This window comes from Streptomyces sp. NPDC039462, assembly GCF_055639375.1.
On the sequence record NZ_JBVKAO010000003.1, the window covers coordinates 938,496 to 963,084 of the forward strand.

The following is a 24,589-nucleotide window of genomic DNA, read 5'->3' on the forward strand; positions in this document are numbered from 1 at the left end:
ACGGCCGCCCGCGCCCTCCGGTGCGGGCGGCCGTACCAGCGCGCTGCTTGGGTGGACACAGTCGTCCCCCGTCATGCCGCAATCGCACCGTCACCCGCCAGGAACGGGTTCAGCAGCATGAGAAGGGAGTTCGGTCGGTGCAGGGGGATGATGTGGCCGCAGTCTTCGATGACGTGGCCGGTGAGGTCGTCGGTGACGGGGCGGAGTTGGCGTTCCAGTGCGGTGCCGACAGGTTGGGCGCCCAGCGCCATCGTCGGCACCGTCAGACGGGCGGTGGTGACGGCCTGTGAGATCTGCAGTGCGCTTTCGGGCAGGGCCCGGTAGTACGAGAACGCGCGGCTCAATGCCTGTCTGCCCGTGTATGCGTGGACGAAGGCGTCCCGGATAGTCGGGGCCACTCCGTCGCCGAGCGTGCCGGTGTGCAGGAACCAGTCGACGTAGGCGGCCTCGTGGCCTTCCAGTACGGTCTCGGCGAGGCCGGGCGCGGCGGTGTGGAAGCCGAACCACCACGGCGGTCCGTCGGCAAGGAAGTCCTCGGCGCCGGGGAGGCCGCCCAGCACGGACTCCATGACGACCAGGCGTCGGACCAGACCGGGGTGGCCCAGGGCGAGGAGGAAGGCCGGCGGGGTACCCGCGTCGATGCCCACTACCGCGGCCGAAGACACGCCGAGCTCGGTGAGAAGCGCTGCGGCGTCCTCGGCCAGGGTGCCGGCGTCGTACCCGGAGTCGGCCGGGCTGCTCGCGCCGAATCCACGCAGGTCCGGCGCGATGACGCGGTAGCGGTCGGCCAGGCCGGCCATGACGTCCGTCCATAGCTCCCAGGTGTGCGGAAAGCCGTGCAGTAGCAGGACGGCCGGGCCGGATCCGGCGAGGGCGACGTTGAGTTCGACACCGTTGACAGGGACGCGCCGCAGTTCGGGCATGGAGGGGCTCCAGGGGCAGGGGAGAGGAGGAAGGGGGTGGTGAGGAATGGTGACAGGGTCACGCTAGGGAACTAGCCTGGCCCTTCCAAGACGGCACTTTCCCCTCAGGTGGTGAGCCCCGGGTGACCACGTCCATGCCCGCCGAACCCGGTCGCAGGTCGGGCAAGCGCGGTGATCTGCTGGACCCGCTCTGCCCGACCCGCCAGTTGCTCGACCGCATCGGCACCAAGTGGACGTCAATGGTGGTCAAGGTGTTGGCCGAGGCAGACCCCGACGAGCTCCGGTTCGCGGAACTTCGACGTCGCATTCCGGGCATCTCGCAGAAGATGCTGTCTGTGACGCTGCAGAGTCTGGTCCGTGACGGCCTGGTCACGCGCCGGGTGGAACCCACGGTTCCACCCGCCGTGCACTATCGACTCACCGAGCTCGGTCTGTCCCTCGAAGGGCCGCTCTCAGCCCTGCGGGTCTGGGCCGAGACACACATGCCGGAGATCGACCGCAGCAACCGGCTCGCCGAGGCCCGACAGACATGACAGACCTGACATGAGAGTCCACCGGTGAGAACGCCATGTCGGCCTGTCGATAGCCTGCGTCACCATGATGCGCGCTTGGATCTTGCCGACGCTGTTTGTGCTCTGCGGCGCCGCCGCCGCGACCGGGCTGATCCTCGCGGGGAGCTCCGGCATAGCCGCAGCAACCCTGTCGGCGTTCCTGCTGCTCGCGGGCGTCAACTCGCCCCTGGTCTTCCCGAGGCCGATCGGTGCGCGGGAGGCGCAACGCCGCAGTGCGGTCGACGGGCGGCCGGTCGTCTTCTGGCGGCCGGGCTGCAAGTACTGCATACGGCTGCGCATCCGGCTGGGCCGCGACGCCCGCCGGTTGCACTGGGTCGACATCTGGCGAGACCCGGCGGCAGCCGCAGCCGTCAGGGCGGCCAACGGCGGTAGTGAGACCGTGCCGACCGTCGTCGTGGCGGGCCGACCCCACACCAGCCCTCATGCCTCATGGGTGCGCGGACAGCTTCCCCCTGGCATGTGATCGAAAGCCACGCCTTGCCGGAGATGACCGCCCACAGGCCTGGGCGGTCATCTCCTCGGCTGCCGACTGTCTGGAAGGCGTGCGCGGCCCTCCGCGTCCCCGGCCGCGGTCAGCCACCCGGGACGCTCACCCTCCCTGGCGGCTGAAGGGCCCGGGCCGGTAGGCGGTGTACCGCGCCGGAGTGGACGGATCAGCCTGTCGTGCGCGGGAGTTGAGGGCAGCGGGGGACGTGCTGCCCCAGTGCCCCGTCGTGAGACGCCGCTCGACCGTGTGCAGGGCACCGAGCTGTTCCGCGGGACTGAACGTGCAGTGCCCGGCGTTGTCCGTGTACGCCTGACGCAGCAGGGGAGTGCGGCCCGCGCGGGCCACCGCGTGGCGGTAGGCGCTCTCCACCTGCACCGGGACGAGCGCGTCGCCGGTGGTGTGGATGTCGAGTTGGGGCTTGCGCAGGCGGCCCGAGGGCGCGGCGTGCTCGGCCATGTAGCGGACCGCGTTGGGCTCCGCGCCGATGCGGGGTGCCCGGGCGAGCGTGCCGAGGTCACCGCCGAGCGACAGGCCCGCCGACTTGTAGAGGGCCTTGACCTGCTTGTAGTGGGCGGAGCGTGCGAGCATCGCCGAGTAGTCGACGCCCGTGTTCCAGGACATGTTGCCGCCCGCGCGGCGCTCGGCCTCTGCCCGCCACAGGAAGCCGGGCTGGGCGACCAGGCCACGTACCGCCGTGTACTGGTTCGCCTGCCGGGCGGCGTGGTCGTCCGGGGCGGGCCGGGGTGTGGCCGGGTCGTTCCAGCCCGGGATGTTGTGCAGCGCGGCGGCCAGCGCGATGCGGGCCCGGCCGCGCGCGGTCTGCTGGGCCGCGCCGAGGCTCTCGCCGAGCCGTTGCGCGGAGGCGGCGGCGTCCGAGGCGTCCTCGAATCCGGTGAGGCGGATGCCGGAGTGCGGGGCGAGGAGCGTGCGCAGGGCGAAGGTGGCGTCCAGCGTGGAGTTCCAGTTGGCCACGCCGCCGTGCACGAGACCGCACATGGCGAGGGAACCGTCGATACGCTCCGGGTGGCGCTCGGCGATCGTCGTGGTGATGAGCCCGCCGAGCGACTGGCCCCACGCGAGCGTGCGTTCGGCCTCGCCGACCCGCTGGGTGAAGGTGTCGAGCGCGGCCAGCTGATCGGGCACCGCCTGTTGCACGGACCAGCCGGTCGTCGCGTACGAGGAACCGACGAGCGCGTACCCCTTCTCCAGGAGCAGCTTCTTCGTGGCCTCGTCGGGAGCGTCGACGGCCGGGTTGGGGGAGCTCTGCGGGCGGTAGCCGTGGCTGAAGAGCAGCACGGTGCCGTTCCAGTCGGCCGGAGTGTCGATCATGTAGGCGGCGCCGGAGGGCAGGGTGCCTTCCAGGTGGCGGCCGGGGCTGCCAGGGGACGAGGCCGCGGCGCCGGCGGGGGCCGATGTCGCCGCGAGGAGCAGCAGGGCGGCGAGGCCGACGGCGGGCCGCCGGGCGGCGCTCGGCAGGGTGTTGGCGCGTTTCATACCGTTTCTCCTGGTGCGGCGAGGTTGCGCGTGTTCGTCTCCCTGACCCGCCACACGGCGAGCGCGGTGATCGCGCTTCCGGCGGTGAGCAGCAGGGCGACGGCGTCGCTGGAGTGGTGGGCGGTCAGCAGACTGCTGGCGATCAGCGGGGAGAATCCGGCGCCGAGCAGCGTCGCGGTCTGATAGCCGAGCGAGGCGCCGGTGTACCGCACCCGGGTCGAGAACATCTCGCTGAACAGCGCGCCCAGCGGCCCGTACATCACGGACTGGGCGATCCCGTGCCCGATCACACAGGCCAGTATGAGCAGTCCAGGCCGGTGGCTGTCCACGAGCGCGAAGACCGGGAAGGCGGTCGCGGCCGAGAGCAGGGCGCCGGCCAGTACCACGGGCCGGCGTCCGAAGCGGTCGGAGAGGTGGTTCGCGCAGGGCAGGACGATCAGTGCGACGGCGGAGGCGACAGTGACTCCGGTGAGTACCTGGGGGCGGCTGTAGCCCTCGTCGACGGCGTAGGAGATCAGGAAGCTGGTCATCAGGGCCTGCGCGGTGAAGGGCCCGATGCCGACCGCCGAGGCGAGCAGGACGGGGCGGGGCGCGCGCAGGACGTCGAGCAGCGGCATCCGTGCCCGCTCCCGGCTCTGCGTCAGCGAGGTGAAGAGCGGGCTCTCGGCGACCTTCAGGCGTACGTACAGGCCGGCGCCGAGCAGCAGCAGGGAGAGCAGGAACGGCACCCGCCAGCCCCAGGAGCGGAAGTCGTCGTCCGGCAGCATGCTCACCAGGGCGACGACCCCGGTGGACAGGACCGTGCCCAGCGGGGCGCCGAGTTGGGTGAAACTGGTCCACAGGCCGCGCGGCCGGTCGCCCGCGTGCTCGGCGACCATGAGCGTCGCGCCGCCCCACTCGCCGCCGATCGCGAGGCCCTGTACGACGCGGAGCAGGACGAGCAGCACGGGTGCCCAGACGCCGATCGTGTCGTAGGTGGGCAGCAGCCCGATCAGGAAGCTGCCTGCGCCCATCAGGAGCATGGTCAGGAGCATCATCGACTTGCGGCCGAGCCGGTCGCCGAAGTGCCCGAAGACGATGCCGCCGATGGGCCGGGCGACATAGCCCGCGGCGAACGTGCCGAAAGCGGCCACCGTGCCCACCGCCGGGTCGGCCTCGGGGAAGAAGAGGTCACCGAAGACGAGTGCGGCGACGGTTCCGTAGACGAGGAAGTCGTAGAACTCGACCGCGGTGCCGAGCAGTCCGGACAGTGCGACGCGGCGCAGCTGCCCGGACCCGGCCTGTTCGGACAGCGCGGCGCGGCGCGGCTGCCCGGACCCGGCCTCGCGTCTCGCCCGGGGGCCGTCCTGGGGTCCGGGCGGGGAGCCCGGCTTTCCGGTGGGCGGGTGTGTCATGGTGGCGGGCTCCTCAGGCGTAGAAGCGGGACAGGCTCCGCAGGACGCACGCGGGCTTGTCGCCGCCCTCGATCTCGATCGTGCCGTCGACCGCGATCTGCACTCCGCCCGCGACCTCGTCGACGGAGGCGAGCGTGGCGCGCAGACGTATCCGGGAGCCGGCCTTCACGGGCGAGGGGAAGCGCACCTTGTCCAGGCCGTAGTTGACCTTCGTGGTGACGCCCTGGACGTCGAGGAGGTCGGTGAAGAGCGGGATGAACAGGGAGAGGGTGAGGTAGCCGTGGGCGATCGGTGCTCCGAACGGCCCCTGCGTGGCCTTCTCGGGGTCCGTGTGGATCCACTGGTGGTCGCCGGTCGCGTCGGCGAAGGTGTCGATGCGTTCCTGGCCGACGTCGAGCCAGTCGGTGAGACCGAGTTCGCTTCCGGCGAGGGCGGCCAGTTCGTCGAGTCCTTGGACCGTGCGGGTCATCGCGCTTCTCCTTCTTCGGTTTGGGTGTACGGGGTCGGGTGCGGGCCGCCGTGCTCGCGGCGCAGGCTGGGTTTGTGGAGCTTTCCGGAGGCGGTGCGCGGCAGTTCGGGCACGAACACCAGGGAGGCGGGGATCTTGTACTTGGCGAGCCGGCCGGCCAGGAAGCCCAGTACCTCGTCCGGGTCCGGGTCGCTGCCCTCGCGTGGCACGGCGACGGCGCGCGGCACTTCGCCCCACCGCGGGTCCGGTACGCCGATGACGGCGCACTCCATCACGTCCGGGTGGGCGAGGACGGCGCTCTCGACCTCGGCGGGATAGACGTTCTCACCGCCGGAGATGATCATGTCCTTGAGGCGGTCCGCGATGGTGACGAAGCCATCGGCGTCCACCCGTGCGGCGTCGCCGGTGCAGAACCAGCCGTCGGCGAACGCGGCGGCCGTCTCCTCGGGCAACTGCCAGTAACCGGCCATCACATGGGGGCCCCGCACCAGCACCTCACCGGTCTCGCCGGGTGCGGCCGCGGTGCGGTCGGGACGTACGACACGTACGTCGGTGAAGAAGTGCGGCACCCCCGCCGAACCCGCCTTGGACACCGCGTGCTCGGCGTCCAGGTAGAGCGCGCCGGGCGCGGCCTCCGTCATCCCGTACCCCTGCTGGAAGGCGAGCCCGCGCCGGGCATACGTCTCGATCAGCGGGACGGGCACGGGCGCCCCGCCGCACATCAGGATCCGCAGCGAGGACAGGTCGGCCGTCGGCCAGCGCGGCTCGCGGGTGAGGCGCTCGTACATCGTGGGCACCCCGAACATCGCGGTCACCGCGTCGCGTTCGACGGTGTCGAGGGTCTCGGCCGGGTCGAAGGACGCGGCGAGCACGCAGGTGCCGCCCTTGAGCAGGACGGGCAGGGTGAGCATGCCGAGCGCGGCCGCGTGGAAGAGCGGCGCGCAGACCAGCGCGACGGTGTCGGTGACGAGATCGGTGTCGACCAGGACGTTGACGGCGTTCCAGGTGAGGTTGGCGTGGGTGAGCATGGCGCCCTTGGGGCGGCCGGTGGTGCCGGAGGTGTACATCAGGAGACAGACGTCGTCCATCCCGACGGCCTCGTCCAAAGGCTCCTCCACCGCCCCCTCGACCAACTCCTCGTACGCGGGCCCCACGTCAACGACGACGTCCAACTGCCCTGCCGACCGCAGCTCCGCCACGACGGGGGTGTGCGTGGGGGAGTGGATCAGCGTGCGGGCGCCGGCGTCGGTGAGCTGGTAGGCGATCTCGGGCGCACTCAGGCGGGCGTTGAGCGGCACGAAGACCGCGCCGAGCGCGCCTGTCGCGAAGAGGGTCTCCAGGAAGGCGGGGTGGTTGGGGCCGAGGAAGGCGACCCGGTCGCCGCGCCGGACGCCGCGGGCGCGCAGGGCGTGGGCGAGCCGCAGGACGCGGGAGTGCAGGGCCGCGTAGCTGATGGTGCGGCCTTCGTGGACCAGGGCGGTGCGGTGCGGGGTCTTGCGGGCCCGGCGGGCGGGCCAGGAGCCGAGTCCTTCGTTGCGCATGGTGCCCCCTCTACTTGAGCCCGAGCAGGCGGGCGGCGTTCTCCTTGAGGATCTTGGGGCGGACCTCGTCCTTGATCGCGAGCTGCTCGAAGTCGGCGAGCCAGCGGTCCGGTGTGAGGACGGGGAAGTCGGAGCCGAAGAGGACTTTGTCCTGCAGCAACGTGTTGGCGTAGTGGACGAGTTGGGGCGGAAAGTACTTAGGCGACCAGCCGGAGAGGTCGATGTGTACGCCCGGTTTGTGGGTGGCGACGGCCAGCGCCTCGTCCTGCCAGGGGAAGGACGGATGCGCCAGGATGATCTTCAACTGCGGGAAGTCGGCGGCGACGTCGTCGACGTACATCGGATTCGAGTACTTCAGACGGATCCCGCCGCCGCCCGGGACGCCCGCGCCGATGCCGGTCTGCCCGGTGTGGAAGAGGGCGATGGCGCCGCTCTCCTCGATCACCTCGTACAGCGCGTAGGCGAGGGAGCGGTCGTTGGGGAAGAAGCCCTGGATGCTCGGGTGGAACTTGAAGCCCTTGACCCCGTACTCCGTCACCAGTCTGCGGGCCTGCCGCACGCCCGCCTTCCCGCGGAACGGGTCGATGGAGGCGAACGGGATCAGCACGTCCGGGTGGGCGGCCGCGGCCTCGGCGACCTCCTCGTTGGGGACGGGCGGGGTGCCGGTGGCGGATTCGGCGTCCACCGTGAAGACGACCGCTGCCATCGCGCGCTCGCGGTAGTAGGAGGCCATCTCCTCCAAGGTGGGCTTGCGCTTGCGGCCCTCGACCTTGAAGTACGCGCTGGAGGCGGCGTCCAGCTCCTCGTCGAGCGAGGCGTGCCCGCGCGAGGAGACCTCCGCGTGCGTGTGGACGTCGATCGCGGTCAGCTCGCGGAGATTCAACGTCCTCACTTCCCCGGCGTCTTGGGCGCGGGGATGCCGACCGTCTCCGGCGTGCTGCCCACCGAGGTGTGCCAGGCGGCGGCGATGGCCTGCGGGGTCCAGCCCCCGTCGGCGTACGCGACGGAGGTCTCGCGGGGATGCGACCACAGGGTGAGCCGGTCGCCACCGATGCCGACGCACTGTCCGGTCACGTCCCCGGCGGCGTCGGAGGCGAGGAAGGGGAGGAGCGCCGCGCAGTCCTCCACCGTCCCGAACCCCTCACCCTTGCGGAGGAAGTCCGGCAGCGGCTGCCCCTCCCGCATCGCCTCCACATGCGGGGCGAAGGCGGGGATGGTCTCGGTCATCGCGGTAGCGGCGACCGGCACGATCGCGTTGACGGTGATGTCCGCCCTGGCCAGCTCCATCGACCAGGTGCGGGCCATGGCGGCGATACCGGCCTTGGCGGCGGCGTAGTTGGTCTGGCCGAAGTTGCCGCGCTGCCCGGCGGGCGAGCCGACGAGGATGAGGCGGCCGCCCTCGCCCTGTTCCCGCATCCGCACCGCCGCGGCGCGCGCACAGGTGAACGTGCCCCGCAGGTGCGTCGTGACGACCGCGTCGAAGTCGTCGTCGGACATCTTCCACAGCACCCGGTCGCGCAGGATCCCGGCGTTGGTCACCATCACGTCCAGGCGGCCGAACTCCTCGACGGCGCGGGCGACGAGCCGGTCGGCGGCCTCGCTCGTGCCGACCGCGACGCACTCGGCGACCGCCCGGTGGCCGGCCGCCACGATGCTTTTGACGGCGCTGTCGGCGGCCGCCGCGTCGACATCGTTGACGACCACGGCGGCCCCGGCGCGGGCGAGGGCAGAGGCATAGGCGAGGCCGAGGCCACGCCCCGAACCGGTGACGACGGCGACTTTGCCGCTCAGGTCCACGGTGTTGGTGTCCAGCACGGACTGATCCCTTCAATAGGCGTCAACAAGCGTCAAGGGGCATCAACGGGCGCCGACAGGCGTCGAAAGCCGTCAACAGGCAGGGGAAGCAGGGAAGTTGTGGGGCGTACGAGCGCCGGGAGTGTCGGCGGGCCCGATCGGTGCGGGCGGCGTCGGCCCGCGGAAAGGAAGCTAAGACAAACCGTTGTCGACGTCAATGGTTGTTGTCGACACCGGTGGTACGGCATGCTGAGTGGGCGGGCCACCATCGCCGCACGTACGCATGGAGCACCGAGCAGGGAGAGCGCCCTTCATGACCACCCGGAAGACGACCGCCGAGCCCGTGGGGGAGAGGTCTGTGCCTGTGCAGGAGGGGTCCGTACCTGGGCTGCAGGAGGGGTTTGTGTCTACGAAAGAGAGGTCAGCGCCAGTGGAGGAAGGGTCCGTGGACGAGGGAGCGCCCTGGATGCGCGGCCTGCACGCGGACGCGGGCTACCTGCTGTACCGGCTCGGCCTGCGCTCGGGCCAACTCTTCAACGCGGCACTCGAAAGATCGGGCCTGAGGCTGCGCCACTACGCACTGCTCCGCTACTTGGCCACCGTGGAGGGCGCCGCACAGCGCGAGTTGAGCCGACAGCTCGGCTACGACCCGAGCGCGATCGTCGGCCTGGTCGACGACCTGGAACGCCTCGGCTTCGTCGAGCGCCGCCCCGCCCCCGACGACCGCCGCCGCCGCATCGTCGCCCTGGCCCCGGCGGGCAGCGACTTCCTGCGCGACTCCGACGAGGTGGCCCGCGGAGTCACCGACGAACTCCTCGCCCCCCTCACCCCGAACGAACAGGACACGCTGCACGCACTGCTGGCCCGGATGGCGCGTACGGCGGGCGGGGGGTGAGGAGCCCGGGAGCGGGGGAGTGGCCGCCACCTCTACAGCAGAGGCGCCCGCTTGTGCCTCCGCCGTGCGTGTCTCGTCCGGCAGGGAGAGGAAGGGTGATTGGCTTCGTGGAACCGCTGGTTCTGCTGGAGGCGGTGTATTTGCCCGAGCCTTGGTCAGGGCACCCGCACCGCGACGATTGCTGTTGCGGCACGCACCTCGGCGCTCCGGCAGCCTCGTAGGACCGCTTCGCTCGTTCACCCCGTGCAGGCCTGCGCTCCTTCGGTCGTCGAGTAGCAGCCGCAGCCCACAATGGCGCGCGTGCGTGGTGTTGCTGGGCAATCGGTCCTGGGGCGGATCAGATGGTGCCGTCGTCATCGAGTACTTGCTGAGCGAGTTCGGTAAACACACCCAGGAGATCGTTCAGCTTGACGATCAGTTGGTGCGCTTCGAGCTGGAGCCTGTCGACGCTTTCCAAGAGGTCGCCGCTCTGTGACATGGCGTAGATCGCGGGACCGTAGGCTGCGAGCTCCTTTGAACAGTCGTAAATATCGGTCGCGGCCCTCTGCACGCTTCGCGGCCCGGCGAGAGTTACGGTCAGCCAGGCAGTCACGACGGCTTGCAGGCGAAGCTGGGCTTCGCGAAGGAACTCCTCGGTGACGGGGGGCCTGTCGAGGATCTCCTCGTAGCCGAAGAACATAGGAATCGCGTGATCACGCAAGGCACTGCCTGCGCCGATGAACGCTGTGTAGGCGTTCTCTCTGGGGCCCTGCCTGACGCGCCGGTGCTCCGCTCTCGCTGCGATCCTGGCTTGCTCGCGCGAGGCCCAGCCGGCGGCCATGCCTGCCAGGGTGGTACCGATGCCGCCTGCCAGCGCCCCGAGTACTGCTGCTAAGCCCGCGTCCACGGGGCGAGTATGGCGCGGTGACGGCCTCCATGGGGGGGTACCTGTGGGAAAGCGAGCGGAGAAGGGCAGCCATCAGTGCTATGACGGGAGGCTCCGGTCACTACGGTCGGGAAATGGAGCCCCTTCTAGGAGCGATCGGCAACCCACACTTTGAAGCCCACGACGCCTGCCGGCAGGCCGAGTACGCAGTACGCGAGCGCGCGCACAAGGCACAGCTGCGCCGCGCGGCCGAGCAGCGAGCAGGACATGCAGCCAAGGAAGAGGTCCGTGTCGATGTGGCCGGGCGAGGGGTGTTTGCGGTACCCGGCGACGACCCCGTCCAGGCGCACTCCCGTCACGGCGCATCGAAGAGGGCGGCGCGCTGCTCGGGCGTCAGCTCGCTCTCGTGGACGCGCCGCAGCAGCGACAGATGCCGGACCGCCTTGCACATGCCCAGGCGGCGTGGACCGAGCCGGATGGTGGTCACCGAGGCACCGGGCACCCACGTCCCCCGGAAGACGTGGCCCTTGCCGCACGCGATGATGCTGTCCGCGGTCATGTGTCTCTCCTTCAGCCGAGGTGGGGGTGAGGGGTGGGGATCTGTTCCGTGTCGGTTCTCTGCCGGCTCTCGGCTTCGTCGGCGTCCCCGGCTTTACGCGGTACGCAACCCCTGTGCTCCAAGGGGTTCATGAGCTCCACACGGGTCCGGCGTCGCGGCAACCGTGCGGGACTGATCATGATCAGGGAGAAGCTCCACAGGCCGATGGTCGCGACGATGGCACCGCGCAGCAGCACGTCCAGCCGGAAGGCCAGCTTCCGTCGGCGCTCCGTGCCAACCAGCAATGAGGTGATCATCAGCTCAATGATGATCGCATCCCAGGCCATCGCCTTGACCAGCAGTCCGTTTCCGGACATTTTTAGCAGGGGTGCCGCGAAGGGCTCGGCAACCCCGAAGAGCGGGGCGCGCAACACCAAGTACTCGGGCGCAACACCAAGTACTCGGCCGGACCTTTCAGCCAGTCCGGGACGCCGACCCTGCTGACGCCGGACTGCAGATAGAAGATCACCAGCTGCACCCAGACCCCACAAGGCGGCGAAAGCCCTGGTGGTCCAAGCGCCGCAGGCCGTTCGAGCGACTTCCCTCGGACGGCAGGACTGCTCAGGAATTGAGCTGAGCGCCGACCGTTCCGTCAGCCGGCAGACCGCCGCTCTCCCCGTTCCAGCGTGCGCGGCGCGGGTCCTCCGGCGGGGGAGGGGCCTGACCGAGCAGGTCGAGGCCGGGGCGGCCTCGACTCATCGGCGACACCGAGCACCTGACCGAAATCGCCAACAACTGATGGGCAGGCCGTCACCGTCCAGCGCGACCGCGGCGACAGCAGGAGCCGAAAGTCTGTCACCCCGTGGGCTCCCTCCAGTGTCACCCTGCGGGTCCCCCCTGGCCCCCTTGTCTCCGCCATGCCATACGCTGCGCCCCAGCAGCCGCACCCGCCCCGCACGTCACCACGCTTCAGCGGTCACGTCCAGGTGCAGCGCGGCGCTCTCATCTCCCGGTCATCCACCGGGATTCTCTGTGGGGGTACAACACTGTGCGTACGCGCACCCTTTCGACCGCGACTGTTCTCGCGGTTCTTTTCAGTTCGGCGGCCCTGAGCGTCGTCACCGCCGGGCACGCGGCGGCCGCCACCGCCGTCGTCGCATCGCCCGGCGGCATCGTCGTGGACGGCGGCCTCAAGCGGGTCTTCGTCGGGGACCGCACAGCCGGGAAGGTGCTGGCCGCCGATTACTCCGGCGCGCTCACCGGCTCGGTGAGCGGCATCAGAGGAGTCTCCGGCCTCGCGCTGTCCGACGACGGCGCCACCCTGTACGCCGCCGCCGAAGGCAGCAACGAGATCGTGGCCATCGACGCGGCCACCCTCGGCGTCAAGGCCCGCTACGCCGTCACCACCGACAAGGGCCCGCGCCACATCGCCTTCGCCGGCGGCAAGGTCTGGTTCACCTACGGCGACCAGTGGGACGGCAACCTGGGCTCGCTCGACCCCAAGGACGAGACGGTGGCTCTCGGGCAGTTCCCGGCGGGCCCGCAGGGCGGACTCTGGGGTCCGGCCCTCCTCGACACCGACCCGTCAGCTCCCGGCCTGCTCGCCGTCGGCCAGACCGGCCTGTCCACGGACTCGATGGCCGTCGTCGACGTCACCGGCAGCACACCGCAGCTGACGGCCTGGCACAACGGCGACTACACGCTCAACGGCGGCATCAGTGACATCGACCTCGTGCCCGGCGCGCCCCAGGTCCTGGTCAACGGCGCCCAGCGCGACTCCTACGCCGACGGGAAGTTCAAGGCCGCAGGTGCCTACCCCGCCGGACAGCGCGCCGACATCGCCCCGAACGGGCTCGTCGCCCAGGTCGACGGCGCCAAGGTGTCGGTCTACCGCCCCAATGCCGCCCAGCCGGTCCGTACGTACGCCAACGGCACTTCGGGCACGTCCGGCACGGCGGCTTTGCGGTGGGCCCCGGACTCCTCGCGCATCTTCGCGCTCGTCGAGGCGGGCGGCGGCTACACCCTCAAGACGCTCACCGACCCGACCCTGAACGCCCCGACCCTCACGGTCAACGCCCCCTCGACCGCCACCCGCGGCAAGGAACTCACCGTGAAGGGGAAGATCACGGCGACCGTGCCCCTGCCGAGCGGCACCAAGCTCCAGGCCACCCGCACCGACCTGGAGAGCCCCGGCGGCAAGGCCCTGACCGCCGTCACGGCCAAGGCGGACGGCTCCTACAGCTTCACCGACACCCCGCCGGCCGGCGGCAAGGTGACGTACCAGGTCGCGTACGCGGGCGACGCCACGCACACGACAGCCACCGCATCGGACAAGGTCGACGTCTCCCGTACCAAGGCGACACTGACGGTGAACAAGAACGGCAAGGTCTACGGTTACGGCGCCGATGTCTCCTTCACCGCTCACCTCGGCCCGACGTACAAGAACCGCACGGTCGAGATCTGGGCGAACCCCTACGGCGGCGACAAGCCCAACAAGCTTGTGAAGACCGGAAAGGTGAACTCCAGCGGCAACATCTCCGCCACGGTCGACATGAAGCGGGACACCGTCGTGACCGCCGTCTACGAGGGCGACGCCCGCACCGCACCCAAGACGGCGAGGTCGACGGCGTACGCCAAGGTCAACATCTCCACCTCCGTCTCCAAGCATTACAAGAAGGCGAAGATCGGCTCGACGCCCTACTACTGGTTCCACAAGAGGACAGACCCGCTCCTCACCACGACCATGAGCTACTACAAGGACCGCAAACAGCGCTTCGACCTGCAGATCCGCTCGGGCGGCAGGTGGCACTCCGCCGACTCGCAATACTTCCCGATCGGCACGAACGGCAAGTCGGCCATCACCCTGGAGGGGCCGGGGCAGTCAGGCATCAAGGCTCGGATGCGCTCCACGTACGTCAACGGCTCGTCCGGCGACAACGTGAATTCGACTACCCACGGCGCCTGGAAGTACCTGTACTGGTCCGACTAGCCAGCAGCGCCGACGCGAGTTCGCCCTACGGGCCGACATGGTCCGTAGGGCGAACTTTGTTCGTTCAGGCTGTAGGCACGCGGTCCAGGAAACCGTGAACGGTACGGATTCGTCCGTCGTCGGCGAGTGTGATGACGTCGAACCCGGCGACGGGCGCGGACCCGTCCGCGAGCGACACGAGCTCCCAGCTGAAGCGCGCGATGTCGTGGTGCCCGTCGACCGTGCCGGTCTGGCGGAACTCGAAGCCGGGGAACTGCTGTTGGGCCCCGTTGATCACGGCGGCGAGGCCCTCGTACCCGGAGACGTCGGCCAGCGGGTCCGTATAGCTGCCGTCCTCGGTCCAGGCAGCGGCCACGGCCTTGTTGATGTTCTCGGCGCCCTCCGCGTTCCAGGCTTCGAAGTAGCGGGCGACGGCGGTCTCGTACGCGACGGTGTTGTGTGTAGTCATGGCGGGTCAGCCTCCTGTGAGGTGGTTCTCGTCTTGCGGGGCGATGACTCAAGACTGCCGGTGGTCCGCACGGTGGTCGATTACGTCCGGGGTAATGCGGGACTGGCAAGTGCAGCTCTCACGCTTCGGTCGGATCCTGGAAGGGCGCCGCGACGCGCTGCCCGGATACCGCACGACGGAGCTCCGGATCACGGACCCCGACGTCATCGCGGTCAGCGGAACCGACCGGCACTTGCTGGTCATACCGTCGGACGACCCCGCCGACTCGGTCGAGGGCGCGGTGCTGGAGCTGAGCAGCGAGGAACTGGCCGCAGCAGACGACTACGAGGTCGACGACTACGCGCGCGTCGAGGTAACTCTCGTGTCGGGCACGAAGGCGTGGGCGTACCTTGAATCCGCCCGAAATGCCGTTTGAGCAGCCGTTCGCGTGGTCGGAGTCTCGGGTGGTGTCCCATGTCCCCCGAGGGCAGCTTCAGGCCACAGGAACCGGCGCGGGCAACTGATCGTCATGCAAGGCATGCCTTGTGCTCTCATTCTTGGTTTCGACCCGCACGCAGTGCCTGGTATGGACGGGGACGCCGTGCGTGCGGTCCTGGACAAGGAGCTGGCCCGTTTCGGCGAACATGGCGTCGATGCTTCCATGACGCTGATTGCGCCGGACGAATCAGCCGAGTCCACGGTGGTCGCGGCGCTGTCCGAACGAGACTGGGACGTCGTCGTCATCGGCGGGGGGATACGCAAGCCCGAACCTCTGCTGACGTTCTTCGAGCAGGTCGTGAACCTTGTCCGGCAGCATGCACCGGGAGCCGCCATCGCGTTCAACGCCGGCATCGACGACAGCGTCGAGGCAGCCATGCGGTGGCTATGAGACCTGGCCCGGCAAAGACCGACGGGGGGGAAGTCGGGGTGTGACGCGGAGCGGCTGCACGGGTTCATGACGGCCTGCTGAGCGCGGGGAACCGGCAGGTCAGCGTATTGGGCCGCCCGTTGGGCTGAAGCAGGCACGCTCCCGGCCGGGTTGTCTCCACGGAAGCTGTGCCAGAGCCCCAGAACCGACATCAGATGTGCGTCACTTCGGGAGGCGCTCGGGCGAGACCCGGACTCGAACTGCCTGAGCCAAGTGCCATCGTGTGACGTCTTCGCGGCAGGCGTCACAACAGGTTGGGTGCGCTCTCCCCAGCGGGATCCTTGAGCGCCGGGTGATCTGGACCGCCGACCGGGGCGGCGGCCCGCAGCGCCGCTTCGACTCGGCGGTTGCTGGTCATGGATGCCGTGACGGCCGTCATCGCCAGGAGGAGGCCTCCGGCGGCGTAGAGCGGGGTGCGGATGTCGTGGGTGGTGGCCAGCCAGCCGCCGAGGAAGGCCCCGAGGGGAGCGGCGCACATGGCCAGCATGCGGGAGGTGGAGGCGACCCGGCCCATGAGGTGGGCCGGGACGATCGCCTGCCGGAGGGAGGGTCCGAGCACCATCGTGGCACCCATGCCGGCCCCGCAGACGGCGAGCGCCAACCCGGCCACGTACGGGTTCGGGGCAGCGGCCAGGCCCAGGATGGCAAGCCCTTCGACGGCGGCCGTGCAGGTCAGCGCGGTGCCGGTGCCGAGCCGTCGGCCGAGGGAGGAGGCGATGCCCGCGCCGAGCAGGCCGCCGGTGGCCTCTGCCGTGAGGAGCAGGCCGAAGCCGTAGGTGTCGATGCCGAGGCGCTCGTGCGCGAAGAGGGCCAGGACGGTCTCCACGGCGAGGAAGGCGACGTTCCCGACCGCCGGGCGGAGTGCGAGCCCGAGCAGCAACCGGTCCCTGAAGACGTACGAGGCCCCGGCCCGCGCCTGCCGGAGCAGCGACTCGCGCGCCTGCGGCACGGGCCGGGGCACGGCGGGCAGCGTACGTACGAACAGTGCGGAGAGCATGAACGACACCGCGTCGGCGAGCAGCGGAACCGCCCGCCCGAGCGCGAGCAGCGCACTGCCCGCAGGGGGCCCCGCGAAGCCGGACATGGCGGTCTGGGCGCCGCGCAAGCGGGAGTTGGCGCGCTCCAGGAGTGCGGGATCGCGGCCGAGCAGATCCGGCAGATAGGCAGTGGCGGCCGTGTCGAAGAAGAGTCCGCCGAGGCCGAGCAGGAAGGCGGTGGCCGCGAGCAGCGGAATGCTCAGTACGTCGAGCGCGGCCGCTGCCGCCGGTATCGCGAGCAGCACCGCACGTGCCGCGTCCGTGATCCACATCGTGCGTCGGCGGTCCCAACGGTCCACCAGGGCACCGCCGAGCACGCCGAAGAGCAACCACGGCAGAGTCCCGGCGGCCGTGACGACGGCGAGCGCCATCGGATCCCGCGTCAACGTCAACGCGAGCAGTGGCAGCGCGGCGTGCGACACACCGTCACCGAGCGAGGACACCGTCTGCGCGGTCCACAGCCGTCCGAACCCGGTCGGCAACTTCCGGACATCTGAGGTCACTTGGCGTCTCCTTCGGCCTGCTCACGCGGTGCCGGGTGGAACAGTGCGAAGACGAGTGACGCGTCCGGCAGCGACGGATCGGACAGCTTCTGGTACTCGTCCGCCAGTGCCTGCAGGCGCGCCCCCAGCTGCGCGAACTGCTCGTCGGTGAGCCGCAGATGCGCCATCCGTACGTGCCGCTCGGCGTCCAGCGGCGCCGCTTCCAGGTCCGCCACCGCATGGCGCATGAGCACGTCCGGACCTCCCTCGCCCGGATCCGGCAGTGCGATCGCCCGCGCGGCCATCGCGTAGTACCGCTCGGTGACCCCTCGTACCTTCCGCGTCCGTACCACCTTCACCAGGCCGGCCCGTTCCAGCAGCCGCACGTGATAGCTGGAACTGCCCTTCGCAAGGCCCACCCGCTCGGCGATCTGCGTGATCGTCGCCGGCTCGAAGCGGAGCACGGCCATGATCCGGTGGCGCGTGAGATTGGAGACGGCGCGCAGCTGCTCGTCGGTGGTGACGTGAAAGGTCTCAGGGAGATCATCGGTAGGCATGCGAGCAATGGTCAACAGTTCTTGACCATTGAGCAAGGGGTTTTACGAGGACTTCCAGAATCTGCCGGAGCCCGGCCCGGCACGCCGATAGCACGCACAGCACGACGCTCCTTTTGCCACGGGGGTCCTCCCCGATTGCCCACCCCACCGCCGAGGCCCCGCCTCACCGCCCTCACCCGGCAATGAGACGTCCGGGCTGCCGAACGGTTCAAGACGGGTTCTGCGGGGCGACGCCGAGGACGGTCTTGGTCTCGCGGTAGGCCCCGAAGCCTTCCGCCCCCATCTCCCGGCCGATGCCCGACGCCTTGAAGCCGCCGCCCGGTGCACCGAAGTCCGGCATGTAGCCGTTGACGCCCATCGTGCCGGTGCGCACTGCCCTGGCGACCTTGAAGGCGCGTTTCGCGTCTGCGCTGAAGACCGCTCCGCCCAGGCCGTAGGCCGAGTCATTGGCGAGGCGGACGGCGTCGTCGTCGCCATCGTGCGGGATCAGGACCAGGACCGGGCCGAAAATCTCTTCCTGCGCGATCTTCATGCTGTTGTCGACGCCGGTGAAGACGGTTGGCTCCACGTACCAGCCGCGCTCCAGGCCCTCGGGCCGACCGCCGCCGGTGGTGATGCGCGCGCCCTCGGCCAGTCCGGACGCGATGTAGGCCTCGACACGGTCCCGCTGCCGCTCGGAGATCAGCGGACCGATCTGGGTGTCCTCATCCCACGGGTCGCCGACCTTCAGCGCCTTGACGGCGGCGGTGATGGCCTCAGCGAACTCGTCGTGGCGGGCGCGCGGCAGCAGGATGCGGGTGAGCGCCATGCACGCCTGGCCGTTGTTGGGCACGATGCCGCCGGCCAGGGCGTACTGGACCACCGTGTCCAGGTCGGCGTCGTCCAGGACGACGGCCGCGGATTTTCCGCCCAGCTCCAGGCTCACTCGCTTGAGGTCGTTGCCGGTGATCGAGCCGATCGTACGACCGGCGGCGGTACTGCCGGTGAAGGACACCTTGTCGATGCCGGAGTGGCGCACCAGGTACTCGCTGACCTTGCGGTCCGCGGCGACGATGTTCAGCACACCGGCCGGAAGGCCGGCCGCCTGCGCCGCTTCGGCCAGGAAGTAGAACTCCAGCGGGGTCTCCTCAGGTGCCTTGGCGACGACCGTGCAGCCGGCGGCCAGCGCGGGTGCGACCTTGGCCATGAGCAGGAAAAGCGGGCTGTTCCACGGCACGATCGCGGCGACGACTCCGACCGGCTCGTGGCGCACGGTGAACGCGGTGCCGCTCAGGCCGGTCCGCACCTCCTCCACGCCGTCGGTCCCGGCCATGTCGGCGTAGTAGTGGAGCAGGCCCGCGCCAGCTTGGCCGATCCATAGGTTGTTGGCGCGCGTGGTGCCGACCTCGTCGGTCATCACGTCGGCGATCTTCTCCCCGGCCGCCGTCAGGTTCTCCGCCAGCCTGCGCAGGATCACCCCGCGCTCGCTCGGCGACATCAGCGGCCACGGGCCCTCGTCGAACGCGCGGCGCGCGGCGTCGACGGCCAGGTCGATGTCCTCGGCGTCGCCCAACGGCGCTCGGCCGACCACCTCCTGGGTGGAGGGAGAAACCACGTCCGTCATCGATTCGCCGACCGGCTTCTGCCACTGGCCGTCGATGAAGAAGTGCTCGTATTCGTACTCGTACATGTCGGCTCTTTCGTCGGGGGCCTGGGGGAAATCAGGAGGGCGCAGGAGAGGTCACGTCACCGGCTGGTGTCTCCACCCTTTTTAAGTACTGCCGGTATCTTGCCCTGTTTCCACCGTAACGGACCACTGGTCACTTAGCAACGGACCGGTGGTATGTACGATGCTCAGGTGGACTTTCAACGTGCTCGCAACGACGAACAGCGCGAGCAGAGGCGGCACCACATCCTTGAGATCACGGCAGGGATGCTGACGGAGATGCCGGTCGCGCAGCTGAGCCTGAACGAACTGAGCCGGCGCGTGGGCCTGGCGAAGGCGAACGTGCTGCGGTACTTCGAATCGCGAGAGGCGATCCTGCTGCAGCTGCTGGACGCCGAGCTGCAGGACTGGCTCGCCGAGCTGGAGGACGCGCTCACGCCCGTCGAGGGAACGCCGCGCGAGCGTGGCGACCGGCTGGCCAGGGTGCTGGCCGAGTCCCTGGCCGAGCGGCCGGTACTGTGCGATTTGATCAGTGCCCAGGCAGCCGTACTGGAGCACAACGTCTCCGTCCAGGTGGCCATCGAGCACAAGAAGGCCAGCCTGCGCACCTTCCAGGCCCTTGCCCAGCTGTTTCTGCGGTACCTGCCGGAGCTCGGCGGCCAGGACGTGTTCCGGCTCGTGGGGCTGAGCATTCTGGCGATCAGCGCATCCTGGCCCTACAGCAGCCCTCCCGACGCGCTGCTCGCTGCGTACGCCTCCAGTCCGGCGCTCGCGCCGCTGCAGGCGGACTTCACCGATCTCGTGCGACAGTCGGTTGAGGTGACCATCTCTGGACTGCTGGCCCGTGCGGAGAACGTGCCGCTGGGAACCGGTCCCGTACAGGAATTCCCTGATCGAGAACACAGGGAGTGAACTTGGGCGCTCTGTTCACGGGGGTGACTGTCGTTCGCGGGCAGGGCAGTGCGGGCGCGCCGTGCATATAGGACTGGATGAGGAGCGCTCTCCAAGCCCCGACAGGGCGTGTGTGCGTTGAGCGCGAGGCGGCCGTACTTCTAGGCTCCCTCCGGTATGCCTCGGAAGATGACGGTGTGTCTGGCTGGTCCGTAGCGGGCGCTGCACTCGACGGGGCCGGTCCAGCACTCGATCCGTATGCCGGAAGGCGGCCGCGGTGCCTGCACCTACTGTCAATCGTGTGGAGGCCGTGCCTTTGCACCGCATCGTGGGCCAGTTGGCGCGCGGGGGACCCCTTGGGCTGGTGGAGGACGTCGGGCGGCGGGCGCAGGGGGCGGTGGCGCGGCTGGAGCTCGGGCCGTTTCGGCCGTTGCTGGTCACGCACCCTGATCACCTGCAGTACGTGTTGCGCGACGGCGCGGAGAACTACGTGCGCGGGGCGGCGATGTGGGACGCGCTGGGGCGGCTGACGGGCAGCGGCATCGCGGGGGAGGGGGCGGGGTGGCTGGCCAGCCGGGACATCCTGCGCAAGGGAATGTCGGGCGGGTACCTGCAGCAGTCGGGGGCGGGCATCGCCGCCTCCGTCGAGCAGGGCGTGGAGGAGTTGGCGGGTCTGGCGCGGTGGCAGCCGGTGGACGCGGTGGCGCAGATGACCCGGCTGGTGCACCGGGTCATCAACCCGGTCTTCTTCGGCTCCCGGATCGGCGCGGAGCAGTGCGACCGGCTGGGCAAGGATGTGGCCACAGCGCTGGGTGCGCTGCTGTGGCGTATGGCGATGCCTTTCGTCCCACACCGGGTGCCGATGCCCGGGGACCGTGGTTTTCTGCGGGCGACTCGCAGTATCAATGCCACGCTGCTGCCGGTCATCGAGGCGGCCCGCCGCGAGGGCGACGCCGGCAGCACGGACTTGATGAGCGGTCTGCTGCGGGGCAGCGGAGTCGATGGCCGGCCGTTGAGTGATGACCATGTGAGTCAGGACATCGTGGCTTTGTTCGTGGCCGGGTCGGAGTCCAGCGCCTTGACGCTCACCTGGGCCTGGGCAGTCCTGGCTCGGCATCCGGCTGTGGTGGCCGCGATTCGTGAGGAGGCCGACCAGGTGCTGGCGGACGGACCGCCGCGGCCGGAGCACGCACGCAAACTGGCCTTCACCCAGCAGGTGATGGCCGAGGTGATGCGGCTGTACTCGATGGCCTGGGCCGTTCCCCGGGTCGCGAGGAAGGACGATCACGTCGGGGAGGTGGCGGTGCCGGCCGGGACCACGCTGGTCATCTCCCCTTATCTCACCCACCGGCTCGAGGAGTTCTGGCCCGACCCGTTGCGCTTTGATCCCCACCGCTTCGACAGGCCGGCCGTGCGCGCGCGGCACTCGATGGCCTACCTGCCCTTCGGGGACGGTGCCCACCAGTGCGTGGGCCAGGCATTCTTCGCCATGGAGTCCGTGCTGATCCTGGCCACCGTGCTGAGCCGCTACGACGTACACATCTCCGGCGATCCGCGCCCGCGGCTGGCCGTGGCCCTGCCGCCGCGCGGCCGCGTCGGCCTCACCCTCACCCCACGCCGATGAAGACCGTCCTGCCTTTCACTCTGCAGAGAACTTCGATCACGACCGAGACTGTGCAGCTCTCCTACGACAACGGGGCGGACTGCCCGTCGCGCCGGAAAGGTCGTCGGGTCGCCGGCGTGGCGTCCATGCCCGCCTTGCGCCCCTGAGGTGAGCCATGTCAGAGGTGGAGCAGGCGCTCGGCGTTGAGGTGGCAGATCTTTGCGCGGTCGGTCTCGCTGATCGGTGCGGTCTCGATGAAGCGGACGGCGTCGTGGTTGCTTTCCAGGGGGTAGTCGGTGGCGAACATGATGCGGTCGGCGCCAAGCGCCAGCAGGCTGCCCAGCAGAGGCGCGTGGGCGCACACTCCGCTGGTGGTAATCATGATGTTGTCCCGGATGTAGTCGGAGGGGCGCGGCTTGGCCAGGCGGATGCCGCGTTGGTCGAGAAAGTTCCAGCGGCTGTCCAGGCGCCAGAGAATGCCGGGGAGACCTTCCCCCATGTGACCGAGGACGAGGGTGGCGCCGGGGAAGCGGTCGAAGACACCGCCGAAGAGTATGCGCAGGGCGTGGGTGGCGGTCTCCACGCCCCAGCTCCACATCGGCCCGATCAGTTCCTCGTGGCCGCGCAGGTTGTGCCACACATCATAGGAATTCGCGGGGTGCAGGTAGATCGGCACACCGAGGGCTTCGGCGCGTTCCCACACCGGCCAGGTTTTCGGAGAGTCCAGGTACTCGCCGTGCGTGTGGCCGTTGATCAGGGCGCCGCGCAAGCCGAGTTGAGAGACTGCGCGTTCCAGCTCGGCCGCGGCGCCGTCCGGGTCTTGAAGGGCGAGTGACGCGAAGCCGGAGAAGCGGGTGGGGTGCTTGCGGATGATCTCGGCGAGGAAGTCGTTGGCCTGTGCCGCGCGTTTGGCGGCGAGAGCGGTGTCGGCCTCGGCCTGGATGCCCGGTGCGGTCAGGGACAGCACCTCCATGTCTATGCCGAACTCGTCCATTTGAGGCAGGCGTACGTCGGTGAAGTCCAGCAAGTGCCGCATGGCCGAGTCCCATTGGGGTGGGTCGAACAAGGTGGCGGCGGGCAGGCTGTAGTGGGCCAGGGCGGATGTGGTGAAGTGTTCTTCGATCGCGATTTTCCGCATGGTGGTGTTCCTCCTTTAGCAACGTGCCCCTAGGGTGTCGGCACCGGAACCCGCCACGGTGATGAGGACCACACGGTGCGGGCCCCACGATGCGGACTACACGGGTCCGAAGTCCGTTTCGATACGGTCCTTGGCCTGCAGCAGGGCATCGGCGATCGCCTGCTCACATCCGGTGAAGCGTTGCGTCGGGGTGGGCACGCTGATGGCGGCGGTGCCCCAGGCCGCGGTGCGGATGGCGACGCCGGCCGCCGAGATGCCGACGGTGTGCTCTTCGCGGTCGAAGGCCACACCGGTGCGGCGAATGGCGTCGAGTTCGCGGTGCAGGGCGAGGCGTGTGGTGAGGGTGTGCGGCGTTTCGGCGGTGAGCCGGTTCGGTACGGCGTCATCGAGCTCGGTCGTCGAGAGGGCGGCGAGCAGCGCCTTGCCAGGTGCGCAGCAGTGCAGGGGGAAGCCTGCGCCGACGGCGCTGACCGCACGCAGCCGACGGTCGGCGATGACCTGGTCGACGAAGACCACCTGGTGGTCCTCAAGGACCGACAGGTCGACGGTTTCGTCGAGTTGGCGGGAGAGATCCTCCAGATAGGGACGCAGGTCGACGATCATGGCCGAGCGCACGGAAGCGGCCATGCGAGGGATCTCCGGCCCCAGCCGATACCGCCCGCGGGTGCCGGCCACGGTCACCAGTCCTTCCGCCTCCAGTGCACCGAGGATGCGGTGGACCGTGGACTTGGCGAGGCCGATCCGCTCGACCACCTCGGCCTGAGTCAGGCCGGACGGCGCTGCCTGGAGCAGGCGCAGCACCTCCGCGGCCCGTGCGATGACCTGGATGCCCCCCGAGGTGGCCTCCCGTTTGGTTTCCTGCCCCACCGACTCTTCGGTCACCGGCATGACTGCTCCCCTCTCCCGTCGTTCTCCGGGGCCAGCCTGCCGTATCGCTTCGGGGGCGGTGAGCGCGGGCCGCAGGTCGGTGCCTGGCCGGGCTTCAGCGACCACATGGAGCAAGCCCACGGGACGCCATTCGGAAGGAGTCGAGTGCGGCGCGACGGGGGCACGGTCCGCCGGGCGGGCGTCCCGGCAACGTGGCGCCTCGGCCGCCGACGTTCAGGCATGGGCCGACAGGCCGAGGAGCCGTTTCGTCTCCTCGACGTCGGCGACAGTCAGGTCCAGGTCGTGGACGAGGGTGACCGCCCGGTCGACGAGGGGCCGGTTGCCGGGGGCGAGTTCGTCCTTGCGCAGGTGCAGGGTGTCTTCAAGACCGGCGCGGGCGTTGCCGCCGAGTGCCAGACCCATCGCAGTGAGCGGCAGGTTGTGCCGTCCGATCGCGATGACCTGCCAGATCGCGCCCGGCGGCAGTCGGCGGACCATGGTGAGGAGGTTGTCCGCCGTGGCCGACATGCCCCCGCGTACGCCGAGAACCAGAGAGAACTGCAGCGGTTCGGCGAGCAGGCCCTCCTTCCACAGCCGCAGGCACGCCTCCAGATGCCCCGTGTCGTAGATCTCCAGTTCGGGCTTGATCTCCAGTTCCCGCATGCGGGCCGCCAGCCGGCGAACGCCGTCGGGCGGATTGCGGAACTCGCCGTCACCGAAGCTCATCGAACAGGGGTTGAGGGTGGCCATGCGGGGCCGCAGCTCCACCAGCCGCTCACGCTCCTCGAACGGCACGCTCAGCCCCACTCCCGTGGAGAGCTGGATCAGGATCGGGCAGCGCTCGCCGATCAAGTCCATGGTTCTGCGTGCGATGTCCAGGTCGGCGGTCGGCCGTTGGTGCTCGTCGCGCAGGTGGATGTGGGCGACCGACGCGCCGGTCCGATAGGCGTCGGCGACGGCCTCCGCGATCTCCTCCGGTGAGGTCGGCAGGCCGGGGTTGTCGGCCTTGGTGGCGATCGGCCCGGTGGGCGCGACGGTGATGACGACGCCCAT

At 69.7% G+C, this 24,589-nt stretch carries 26 protein-coding genes; 8 read left to right on the forward strand and 18 right to left on the reverse strand.

All coding sequences use genetic code 11. The features are described from left to right. Positions 1–71: 71 nt before the first annotated feature. A complete protein-coding gene (locus ACZ7LU_RS21485) occupies positions 72–923 on the reverse strand; it encodes an alpha/beta hydrolase (RefSeq protein ID WP_471917628.1) in 852 nt (283 codons plus the stop codon). A 134-nt stretch (positions 924–1,057) separates the two neighbouring features. Here ACZ7LU_RS21485 and ACZ7LU_RS21490 point away from each other — a divergent pair, with 134 nt between their 5' ends. Continuing rightward, complete coding sequence (locus ACZ7LU_RS21490) at positions 1,058–1,456, forward strand: winged helix-turn-helix transcriptional regulator (protein ID WP_471917629.1); 399 nt, start codon at positions 1,058–1,060, stop codon at positions 1,454–1,456. Positions 1,457–1,520: 64 nt separating this feature from the next. Further along, positions 1,521–1,958, forward strand: coding sequence for a glutaredoxin domain-containing protein (locus ACZ7LU_RS21495; protein ID WP_471917630.1), 438 nt, complete (start codon positions 1,521–1,523; stop codon positions 1,956–1,958). A gap of 126 nt (positions 1,959–2,084) precedes the next feature. On the opposite strand, the gene ACZ7LU_RS21500 is transcribed toward ACZ7LU_RS21495, so the two are convergent. The 6 genes from ACZ7LU_RS21500 to ACZ7LU_RS21525 are packed head-to-tail and all read right to left on the reverse strand — an operon-like array spanning position 2,085 to position 8,692. Further along, the gene (locus ACZ7LU_RS21500) at positions 2,085–3,476 is read right to left on the reverse strand and encodes an alpha/beta hydrolase family protein (protein WP_471917631.1); all 1,392 of its coding nucleotides are present in this window, start codon (positions 3,474–3,476) and stop codon (positions 2,085–2,087) included. Continuing rightward, the gene (locus ACZ7LU_RS21505; protein WP_468716319.1) at positions 3,473–4,870 is read right to left on the reverse strand and encodes an MFS transporter; all 1,398 of its coding nucleotides are present in this window, start codon (positions 4,868–4,870) and stop codon (positions 3,473–3,475) included. The genes ACZ7LU_RS21500 and ACZ7LU_RS21505 overlap by 4 nt, the downstream gene beginning before the upstream one ends. 13 nt (positions 4,871–4,883) lie before the next feature. Continuing rightward, on the reverse strand, positions 4,884–5,339 hold the full coding sequence (locus ACZ7LU_RS21510; RefSeq protein ID WP_471917632.1) for a MaoC family dehydratase: 456 nt from the start codon (positions 5,337–5,339) through the stop codon (positions 4,884–4,886). Beyond that, positions 5,336–6,880 carry an acyl-CoA synthetase gene (locus tag ACZ7LU_RS21515; protein ID WP_471917633.1) on the reverse strand — a complete coding sequence of 515 codons (1,545 nt, stop codon included), beginning with the start codon at positions 6,878–6,880 and terminating at the stop codon, positions 5,336–5,338. Before ACZ7LU_RS21515 ends, ACZ7LU_RS21510 begins: the two co-directional genes overlap by 4 nt. A 10-nt stretch (positions 6,881–6,890) precedes the next feature. Beyond that, entirely contained in the window at positions 6,891–7,763 is an 873-nt protein-coding gene (locus ACZ7LU_RS21520; protein ID WP_468088554.1) for an amidohydrolase family protein, read from the reverse strand. Positions 7,764–7,768: 5 nt separating this feature from the next. Beyond that, complete coding sequence (locus ACZ7LU_RS21525; RefSeq protein ID WP_471917783.1) at positions 7,769–8,692, reverse strand: SDR family NAD(P)-dependent oxidoreductase; 924 nt, start codon at positions 8,690–8,692, stop codon at positions 7,769–7,771. Between the two features lie 448 nt (positions 8,693–9,140). Here ACZ7LU_RS21525 and ACZ7LU_RS21530 point away from each other — a divergent pair, with 448 nt between their 5' ends. Then, on the forward strand, positions 9,141–9,569 hold the full coding sequence (locus ACZ7LU_RS21530; protein ID WP_398307064.1) for a MarR family winged helix-turn-helix transcriptional regulator: 429 nt from the start codon (positions 9,141–9,143) through the stop codon (positions 9,567–9,569). Positions 9,570–9,906: 337 nt separating this feature from the next. On the opposite strand, the gene ACZ7LU_RS21535 is transcribed toward ACZ7LU_RS21530, so the two are convergent. The 4 genes from ACZ7LU_RS21535 to ACZ7LU_RS21550 form a co-directional block, all read right to left on the reverse strand. Then, positions 9,907–10,455, reverse strand: coding sequence for a hypothetical protein (locus tag ACZ7LU_RS21535; protein WP_468558149.1), 549 nt, complete (start codon positions 10,453–10,455; stop codon positions 9,907–9,909). Positions 10,456–10,580: 125 nt separating this feature from the next. Next, positions 10,581–10,793 carry a hypothetical protein gene (locus ACZ7LU_RS21540; RefSeq protein WP_471917634.1) on the reverse strand — a complete coding sequence of 71 codons (213 nt, stop codon included), beginning with the start codon at positions 10,791–10,793 and terminating at the stop codon, positions 10,581–10,583. Beyond that, positions 10,790–10,993: a hypothetical protein gene (locus tag ACZ7LU_RS21545; RefSeq protein ID WP_398306363.1), complete on the reverse strand. Its 204-nt coding sequence runs from the start codon at positions 10,991–10,993 to the stop codon at positions 10,790–10,792. The genes ACZ7LU_RS21540 and ACZ7LU_RS21545 overlap by 4 nt, the downstream gene beginning before the upstream one ends. A gap of 11 nt (positions 10,994–11,004) precedes the next feature. After that, positions 11,005–11,403 (reverse strand): hypothetical protein, encoded by a 399-nt coding sequence (locus ACZ7LU_RS21550; RefSeq protein WP_471917635.1) that lies wholly within the window; start codon positions 11,401–11,403, stop codon positions 11,005–11,007. A gap of 617 nt (positions 11,404–12,020) precedes the next feature. Between ACZ7LU_RS21550 and ACZ7LU_RS21555 the strand changes: the two genes are divergently transcribed. Next, positions 12,021–13,961 carry an Ig-like domain repeat protein gene (locus ACZ7LU_RS21555; RefSeq protein WP_471917636.1) on the forward strand — a complete coding sequence of 647 codons (1,941 nt, stop codon included), beginning with the start codon at positions 12,021–12,023 and terminating at the stop codon, positions 13,959–13,961. A 64-nt stretch (positions 13,962–14,025) separates the two neighbouring features. On the opposite strand, the gene ACZ7LU_RS21560 is transcribed toward ACZ7LU_RS21555, so the two are convergent. Further along, positions 14,026–14,409 (reverse strand): nuclear transport factor 2 family protein, encoded by a 384-nt coding sequence (locus tag ACZ7LU_RS21560; protein ID WP_471917637.1) that lies wholly within the window; start codon positions 14,407–14,409, stop codon positions 14,026–14,028. 94 nt (positions 14,410–14,503) lie between these two features. Between ACZ7LU_RS21560 and ACZ7LU_RS21565 the strand changes: the two genes are divergently transcribed. Together ACZ7LU_RS21565 and ACZ7LU_RS21570 are read left to right on the forward strand one after the other, a co-directional pair. Beyond that, entirely contained in the window at positions 14,504–14,824 is a 321-nt protein-coding gene (locus ACZ7LU_RS21565) for a gamma-glutamylcyclotransferase family protein (protein ID WP_471917638.1), read from the forward strand. A gap of 102 nt (positions 14,825–14,926) precedes the next feature. Next, complete coding sequence (locus ACZ7LU_RS21570) at positions 14,927–15,277, forward strand: hypothetical protein (protein WP_471917784.1); 351 nt, start codon at positions 14,927–14,929, stop codon at positions 15,275–15,277. 283 nt (positions 15,278–15,560) lie between these two features. Here the strand turns inward: ACZ7LU_RS21570 and ACZ7LU_RS21575 are convergent, their stop codons facing one another. The 3 genes from ACZ7LU_RS21575 to ACZ7LU_RS21585 form a co-directional block, all read right to left on the reverse strand. Continuing rightward, on the reverse strand, positions 15,561–16,856 hold the full coding sequence (locus ACZ7LU_RS21575; protein WP_471917639.1) for an MFS transporter: 1,296 nt from the start codon (positions 16,854–16,856) through the stop codon (positions 15,561–15,563). Continuing rightward, positions 16,853–17,392, reverse strand: coding sequence for an ArsR/SmtB family transcription factor (locus tag ACZ7LU_RS21580; protein ID WP_471917640.1), 540 nt, complete (start codon positions 17,390–17,392; stop codon positions 16,853–16,855). The genes ACZ7LU_RS21575 and ACZ7LU_RS21580 overlap by 4 nt, the downstream gene beginning before the upstream one ends. Positions 17,393–17,600: 208 nt before the next feature. Next, entirely contained in the window at positions 17,601–19,061 is a 1,461-nt protein-coding gene (locus ACZ7LU_RS21585) for an aldehyde dehydrogenase (protein WP_471917641.1), read from the reverse strand. Between the two features lie 168 nt (positions 19,062–19,229). On the opposite strand from ACZ7LU_RS21585, the gene ACZ7LU_RS21590 reads away from it, so the two are divergent. Both ACZ7LU_RS21590 and ACZ7LU_RS21595 read left to right on the forward strand, forming a co-directional pair. Beyond that, on the forward strand, positions 19,230–19,949 hold the full coding sequence (locus ACZ7LU_RS21590) for a TetR/AcrR family transcriptional regulator (RefSeq protein ID WP_471917642.1): 720 nt from the start codon (positions 19,230–19,232) through the stop codon (positions 19,947–19,949). Between the two features lie 280 nt (positions 19,950–20,229). Continuing rightward, a complete protein-coding gene (locus tag ACZ7LU_RS21595; RefSeq protein ID WP_471917643.1) occupies positions 20,230–21,552 on the forward strand; it encodes a cytochrome P450 in 1,323 nt (440 codons plus the stop codon). A gap of 157 nt (positions 21,553–21,709) precedes the next feature. Here the strand turns inward: ACZ7LU_RS21595 and ACZ7LU_RS21600 are convergent, their stop codons facing one another. The 3 genes from ACZ7LU_RS21600 to ACZ7LU_RS21610 form a co-directional block, all read right to left on the reverse strand. Next, positions 21,710–22,669 carry an amidohydrolase family protein gene (locus tag ACZ7LU_RS21600; protein ID WP_471917644.1) on the reverse strand — a complete coding sequence of 320 codons (960 nt, stop codon included), beginning with the start codon at positions 22,667–22,669 and terminating at the stop codon, positions 21,710–21,712. A 96-nt stretch (positions 22,670–22,765) separates the two neighbouring features. Beyond that, complete coding sequence (locus ACZ7LU_RS21605) at positions 22,766–23,557, reverse strand: IclR family transcriptional regulator (protein ID WP_471917645.1); 792 nt, start codon at positions 23,555–23,557, stop codon at positions 22,766–22,768. A 213-nt stretch (positions 23,558–23,770) separates the two neighbouring features. Next, positions 23,771–24,589, reverse strand: coding sequence for a beta-keto acid cleavage family enzyme (locus ACZ7LU_RS21610; protein WP_471917646.1), 819 nt, complete (start codon positions 24,587–24,589; stop codon positions 23,771–23,773).

Excerpts from the sequence above, each read along its gene's own strand:
- ACZ7LU_RS21565 (WP_471917638.1), top strand. The coding sequence starts at position 14,504 with ATGCGGGACTGGCAAGTGCAGCTCTCACGCTTCGGTCGGATCCTGGAA.
- ACZ7LU_RS21505 (WP_468716319.1), bottom strand. The coding sequence starts at position 4,870 with ATGACACACCCGCCCACCGGAAAGCCGGGCTCCCCGCCCGGACCCCAG.
- ACZ7LU_RS21560 (WP_471917637.1), bottom strand. The coding sequence starts at position 14,409 with ATGACTACACACAACACCGTCGCGTACGAGACCGCCGTCGCCCGCTAC.
- ACZ7LU_RS21545 (WP_398306363.1), bottom strand. The coding sequence starts at position 10,993 with ATGACCGCGGACAGCATCATCGCGTGCGGCAAGGGCCACGTCTTCCGG.
- ACZ7LU_RS21605 (WP_471917645.1), bottom strand. The coding sequence starts at position 23,557 with ATGCCGGTGACCGAAGAGTCGGTGGGGCAGGAAACCAAACGGGAGGCC.
- ACZ7LU_RS21495 (WP_471917630.1), top strand. The coding sequence starts at position 1,521 with ATGATGCGCGCTTGGATCTTGCCGACGCTGTTTGTGCTCTGCGGCGCC.
- ACZ7LU_RS21515 (WP_471917633.1), bottom strand. The coding sequence starts at position 6,880 with ATGCGCAACGAAGGACTCGGCTCCTGGCCCGCCCGCCGGGCCCGCAAG.
- ACZ7LU_RS21510 (WP_471917632.1), bottom strand. The coding sequence starts at position 5,339 with ATGACCCGCACGGTCCAAGGACTCGACGAACTGGCCGCCCTCGCCGGA.
- ACZ7LU_RS21585 (WP_471917641.1), bottom strand. The coding sequence starts at position 19,061 with ATGTACGAGTACGAATACGAGCACTTCTTCATCGACGGCCAGTGGCAG.
- ACZ7LU_RS21490 (WP_471917629.1), top strand. The coding sequence starts at position 1,058 with ATGCCCGCCGAACCCGGTCGCAGGTCGGGCAAGCGCGGTGATCTGCTG.
- ACZ7LU_RS21610 (WP_471917646.1), bottom strand. The coding sequence starts at position 24,589 with ATGGGCGTCGTCATCACCGTCGCGCCCACCGGGCCGATCGCCACCAAG.
- ACZ7LU_RS21530 (WP_398307064.1), top strand. The coding sequence starts at position 9,141 with ATGCGCGGCCTGCACGCGGACGCGGGCTACCTGCTGTACCGGCTCGGC.
- ACZ7LU_RS21570 (WP_471917784.1), top strand. The coding sequence starts at position 14,927 with ATGCCTTGTGCTCTCATTCTTGGTTTCGACCCGCACGCAGTGCCTGGT.
- ACZ7LU_RS21485 (WP_471917628.1), bottom strand. The coding sequence starts at position 923 with ATGCCCGAACTGCGGCGCGTCCCTGTCAACGGTGTCGAACTCAACGTC.
- ACZ7LU_RS21600 (WP_471917644.1), bottom strand. The coding sequence starts at position 22,669 with ATGCGGAAAATCGCGATCGAAGAACACTTCACCACATCCGCCCTGGCC.
- ACZ7LU_RS21500 (WP_471917631.1), bottom strand. The coding sequence starts at position 3,476 with ATGAAACGCGCCAACACCCTGCCGAGCGCCGCCCGGCGGCCCGCCGTC.
- ACZ7LU_RS21580 (WP_471917640.1), bottom strand. The coding sequence starts at position 17,392 with ATGCCTACCGATGATCTCCCTGAGACCTTTCACGTCACCACCGACGAG.